Genomic DNA, 5,178 nt, shown 5'->3' on the forward strand with positions numbered 1-5,178 from the left:
GTCCTTTCGCCACGGGGCTCCATACGAGACTTCCGATCTGCTGATCCTCAAGCAGTCCGAACATCTCTCGCTCATCCTCTCGAGCAAGGAGGCTGTATTGGTGCTGCATGCTGACGAACCTGCTCCAGCCGTTGAGGTCGGCCGCGTACTGCATCTTGGAAAGTTGCCATGCCCACATCGACGATGCGCCGATGTAGCGCACTTTGCCCCCTCGGACGAGGTCATGAAGCGTCTCCATCGTCTCGTCGACAGGCGTGAGCGGATCGAAGCGATGGATCTGATAAAGGTCGATGTAGTCAGTGTTCAAGCGGYGGAGCGAGCGTTCGACCTGTTGGAGGATCGCGCGACGGGAAAGACCGGAGCCGCCCGGACCAGATTCCATCGGAAAGTAGACCTTCGTCGCCAGCACGACGTCCTCTCGGCGGCTGTATCGCTGGATCGCTCGCCCGACGATCTCTTCTGAACTGCCGCTTGCATAGGAGTTTGAAGTGTCCCATAGGGTGACCCCGAGCTCGACTGCGGCGCGAAAGATCTCGCTGGCGCGGTCCTCATCGAGCATCCACGACATTTGGCTGCGCGCTGTATCGCCAAAGCTCATGCACCCCAGCGCGATTTTGCTGACTTCGAGCCCAGAGTTCCCGAGTCGTGTGTATTGCATTCCGGGCCTACCTGGTCGCGGCGATTTCGAGCACGTCGTAGGACTCTTTCGCCTGACGCAATGCGGACTTGATGAAGTGATATTGAACCCCGATCATCAGCAAGGGTGCCTCGTTCTCGATGGCCCAACGCTGTTCTTGTGCCGTCCACGCGGGAAACAGCCACGACTTGCCGGCTGCCTTGAACGCGCTCACGCAACGGATGACATCAGCCCAGTCCTCTCCCGATTGCGCGTAGGTTCCGCGTCCACTCATCAGGGCGAGATCACTGGTCCCGATCTGAAACCCGTCCACTGTCGGCAGCGCGGCGATCTTCTCGATATCCCGGACTGCATCCGGGTGCTCGACGAGCGGGAAGCACTGAGTACTGACGTTGAACGCCTCCGTCTGCTCGACCGACCAGGAGTCGTAGTGGAACGTGCGCCCTCCGGAGAGGCTCCGATCCCCGAGCGGCGGGTATTTGGCATGAGCGGTGACTGCGGCGGCGTGATCGACGTCTCGAATGTGGGGAATGATGACGCCGTCGGCGCCGAAGTCGAGCGTCTGCTGGATCGGCTCCTGTGCCGGTCCGAGCACTTTGGCCCATACGTCCAGGCCCAGCCCCTTAAGCAATGGGATGAAGTATTCGAGGTTTCGCAGGTCGAACATGCCGTGTTCGACATCGAGAACGACGAAGTCGAACCCGAGTCCCGCCACAATCTCAGCGAGCGGCGCGCTCGAATCGGTCAGCCAGAATCCCGTTCGGGGCTTATAAGACATCGCCACTCCTATGCATGCTTCGTRTATACATGAAGTCTATCAATACCCGAAGTGCGCACGCCACGCAATCCCTGTTACGAGGGAGTGGAACTGAACTCCGCAGGGGTGATCTTCAGGTGGGCCCGCAGAGCTGCCTCCGCGGCCGCGGCGTCATGTGCAGCCAGGGCGTCAGCGATCGCGTGGTGTTGAGTTCGGTTGGCCGCGACCCACGACTCCGATCTCATCGACGACTTCGAGCGGTTGATTGCCGCCCACGAATTGGTTCGCCACAACGACTCGAAGAAGTCGATGATCGGTCGGTTGTTGAGCGTCCCGATCAGCGCGGCGTGAAATTCCCTGTCTGCATTGAGGTACTCCAGGTTCCTCTCGAGAGAGGTGAAGTCTGTGATCCCATCCATCACTTTCAGGTTCGCGACCATCTCGGCGGGCACATCCCGGTCACCGGCGCAGAACTCGGCGGCGGCGAACGCTTCGATCATGAACCGCGCATGGAATGCCTCGTAGAGATGACTGGAGTTCAACTCCCGAACCTGTGCCCCACGTCGGGGGACGAGACTGATGAAGCGTTCACCCTCGAGCCGGTTGAACGCCTCGCGCGCCGGTGTCCTCGATACACCGGCGGCTTCGCAGACGGTGGCCTCGTCGATGAAGGTCCCTCCGGAGAGGGTGCCGTCGAGGATTCGCTCGCGCAGCCAGGTGTATGCCTTGTCAACGGCTGTCTGCTTCATGTGCCTCTCTCTGTCCTCCTGTGTCACTCAAGCCCACGCCCACAGGTGACAAGCATTCTGACAGATCCTCGCGTGCGTGGACACGGAACGTGCATGAAACATTCTTGTTGCATGTGCGTAGCAGACATGGAATACTCTCGAAACACACGCAACACATGCACCATACACACTTCATGTATACATGGTGCAGACAGCGTGAGGCCGGACTGTCGAGGGAGATAGGGAAGCGATGCGAGTAAGCATTGGTCAGATCGCGAGCACTGAGGACAAGGTTGCCAACCTGGCCGCGATTACGTCTTCGGCGGAACGAGCCGCCACTGACGGTTCGGCGCTGCTCGTTCTGCCGGAAGTGTCCATGTACTTCCGTCACGAGGTGGACAGTCTCTGGGGTGAGAACGCGGAGACCATTCCCGGCCCCTTCACCACCGCTGTCGACGAGGTCGCCGCGAGATGGCGAATAGCCATCGCCGTTGGCATGCTCGAGAAAATTCCCGCGGACGATCGAGCGCACAACACGATCTACGTCACTTCGAGTGAGGGCAAGCAGATCGGCGTGTATCGCAAGGTACACCTCTACGACGCATTTGGATTTCGTGAGTCGGACGTCATCGCTCCATCCGGGGATCCCGGCTCGCTCCTGTTCGATCTGAACGGAATCCGGTTCGGAGTCATCACATGCTACGACCTGAGGTTCCCTGAGAGTTCGAGAGCCCTCGTGGATGAAGGAGCCGACGTCATCCTCCTTCCCTCCGCCTGGACGCCGGGCGTTCGCAAGGAAGACCACTGGGAAACGCTCGTCAGAGCCCGAGCGATCGAGAACACGGTATTTGTCGTAGCAGCCAACCAGGCGGTGCCCCAATCGACGGGCGGCAGCCTGGTCGTGGACCCGATGGGGATCGTGCTCGCTCAACTTGTCGAGGGCAGTGAGACGCGCACCGTCGAACTGGACGAGGACAGGGTCTCCGCCGTGCGCCTGACCAACCCCTGTGTCGCAAACCGCCGTTTCCGCGTCGAGCGAACCGCCGACGTAGGCGCCTAAGAGAGGACGACCAATGTTTCGAATCGGCCCTACCCCCGACCTCCTCTCTGAGGAACTGGTTGACCGCGCTCGCCTGATCGAGCCGGCGACGATCGGTCATGTCCTCGAGTACGGCTTCGCGCTCGGGATTCGCTCAGTCACCACCGCTGCATCCTTCGTCGGGACCGCAATCACAGTGCGTACGTCAGGCTCGGACAGCACCGCGCTGCACTATGCCGCGGACCTGGTCCAGCCCGGTCACGTTGTCGTTGCAGACATGGGCGGCGAAACCGAACGAGCCTGCGTGGGGGCGATGGTGTCGTTCGCACTTGAACTCCGGGGCGCCGCGGGAATCGTGATCGACGGCATGGCGACCGACATCGCGGACCTGGAAGCTGCAGGCGTGCCGGTTTTCAGTCGGGGACTGAGCCCCATGGCCACGCGGATTCTTGGGCAGGACGGCGATGTGAATCTTCCAGTGTCGATCGCCGGGACCATCGTGCGACCCGGAGATCTCGTCATCGCCGACCGCAACGGAGTCGTCTTCGTCGACCCTCATAGCTTCGCTGAGATGTACGACCACCTCATCGAACTGCAGGAAATGGAACCACCCTCTCGTGACGCCCTCCGTGCCGGCGCCCTCCTCGCGGAAACCTTCGGCGCGGCGGATCACATTCGGCGAAGCGGGGTCTTCGTCGACGGTCTCTGGACGTAGAGACCAAATCAACCTCTAATAGCCACCATCACCGAGAAAGAACAATTATGAACAAGACCGTTCGCGCCACAGCTGCGCTCATGGCGACAGCCGGTGTCATGGCACTGGCCGCCTGCTCGTCCCCGAGCCCAACCACCCAGGAAGCTCAGACCGAGGTGCAGAAGGTGATGGGCTCCGTCGAGTATGACTGCGCAAACCCCAACACCGACACCGTCACAGACGTCAGCGTCGCAGCACTACCGATCGTGAGCAACGGCGCCCTGTTCGCGGCTGACGACGCCGGTCTGTTCGAGAAGCACGGAATCAATGTCGAGTTCCAGACGCTCAGCGCCMTTCCGGCAACGATCTCCGCTGTACAGGGCGGCGCCGTCGACTTCGCGTTCACGGGCACCCTTGCAACCTTCCAGGCGATCGACCAGGGTATTCCGCTGACCATCGTCTCGCCGTTCGCCGGGATCGCGCCCGGGTACTGGGACAAGATGCAGGCAGGCGAGGAAGGCTACGAGCGTGAAATCACCGCGCTCCTGGTCGCCCCGGATAGCGGCATCGAAGATCCGGGTGACCTTGACGGCAAGACCGTCGCGGTCGGCGATGCAAAAGGCCAGGCCGAACTCACCACGCGCCACGTGATCGCCGAGCACGGCGGCGATCCCGACTCGGTGAAGTACGTGGTGATGGGCTACGCCGATGCGATCAACGCCCTGATGGCGGGGCAGGTCKATGCGGCCTACTCTGCTGAGCCGGCGATGACGGCCGCTGAAGAAGCGGGCTACGAGATCATCTCGTGGCCCGGCGTCGAGACCTTCCACGAAGGACCGACCTCCGCCTTCGTCGCATCGAGCGACTTCGTGATGAAGAACCCCGAGATCGTCGCGCGGTTCAACTGCGCCATCCGGGAGGCGACGGCCCTCGGACGGGAGGACCCGGACCTCGTTCGCGAGACAACTGCGCGCGAGCAGGGTGTGGATCCTGCGACGCTCGCGAACGCAGTCGTGCCGTACTACTTCACCACCGTCGACATGGCGGGTCTTGAGCGTTTCTATCAGCTCGAGAAGGACGCCGGATTCATTACCTCAGACATCGATCTTGAGGCGGTTGTGATTCCGCAGGCAGTCAACGAGTAAGCCCGTCGGCCAGTCAGAGAGCGAATCATGAACAGAAAGAAAGCCTTGGTGACGCTCACCAAGATCATCGGCGGCATCGTCGGGTTCGCGCTCTGGCTGGTCGTCTGGCAAGTGGCGACCACGGTGGGACCACTGGCCGGAATCTCCGGAATTCCCACCATGACAGCCGCCATCAGCG

The 5,178-nt window shown here is 61.4% G+C and carries 6 protein-coding genes; 3 read left to right on the top strand and 3 right to left on the bottom strand.

All coding sequences use genetic code 11. The features are described 5' to 3' along the window. The 3 genes from AC1DP3_RS17855 to AC1DP3_RS17865 form a co-directional block, all read right to left on the bottom strand. Positions 1-598 (bottom strand): aldo/keto reductase (locus tag AC1DP3_RS17855; RefSeq protein WP_477295639.1); only part of this gene is annotated, 598 nt, incomplete at its 3' end. 67 nt (positions 599-665) lie between these two features. Then, positions 666-1,415: an HpcH/HpaI aldolase family protein gene (locus AC1DP3_RS17860; protein WP_477295648.1), complete on the bottom strand. Its 750-nt coding sequence runs from the start codon at positions 1,413-1,415 to the stop codon at positions 666-668. A gap of 74 nt (positions 1,416-1,489) precedes the next feature. After that, positions 1,490-2,170 (bottom strand): GntR family transcriptional regulator, encoded by a 681-nt coding sequence (locus AC1DP3_RS17865; protein WP_477295641.1) that lies wholly within the window; start codon positions 2,168-2,170, stop codon positions 1,490-1,492. A gap of 202 nt (positions 2,171-2,372) precedes the next feature. Here AC1DP3_RS17865 and AC1DP3_RS17870 point away from each other — a divergent pair, with 202 nt between their 5' ends. The 3 genes from AC1DP3_RS17870 (at position 2,373) to AC1DP3_RS17880 (ending at position 5,000) form a co-directional block, all read left to right on the top strand. Continuing rightward, on the top strand, positions 2,373-3,182 hold the full coding sequence (locus AC1DP3_RS17870) for a carbon-nitrogen hydrolase family protein (RefSeq protein WP_477295643.1): 810 nt from the start codon (positions 2,373-2,375) through the stop codon (positions 3,180-3,182). A 13-nt stretch (positions 3,183-3,195) separates the two neighbouring features. Next, positions 3,196-3,876 (top strand): RraA family protein, encoded by a 681-nt coding sequence (locus tag AC1DP3_RS17875; RefSeq protein WP_477295645.1) that lies wholly within the window; start codon positions 3,196-3,198, stop codon positions 3,874-3,876. A 98-nt stretch (positions 3,877-3,974) separates the two neighbouring features. Further along, positions 3,975-5,000 carry an ABC transporter substrate-binding protein gene (locus tag AC1DP3_RS17880; RefSeq protein WP_477295647.1) on the top strand — a complete coding sequence of 342 codons (1,026 nt, stop codon included), beginning with the start codon at positions 3,975-3,977 and terminating at the stop codon, positions 4,998-5,000. Positions 5,001-5,178 lie beyond the last annotated feature (178 nt).

Source organism: Microbacterium sp. P5_B6, from assembly GCF_056400345.1.

Excerpts from the sequence above, each read along its gene's own strand:
- AC1DP3_RS17875 (WP_477295645.1), top strand. The coding sequence starts at position 3,196 with ATGTTTCGAATCGGCCCTACCCCCGACCTCCTCTCTGAGGAACTGGTT.
- AC1DP3_RS17870 (WP_477295643.1), top strand. The coding sequence starts at position 2,373 with ATGCGAGTAAGCATTGGTCAGATCGCGAGCACTGAGGACAAGGTTGCC.
- AC1DP3_RS17860 (WP_477295648.1), bottom strand. The coding sequence starts at position 1,415 with ATGTCTTATAAGCCCCGAACGGGATTCTGGCTGACCGATTCGAGCGCG.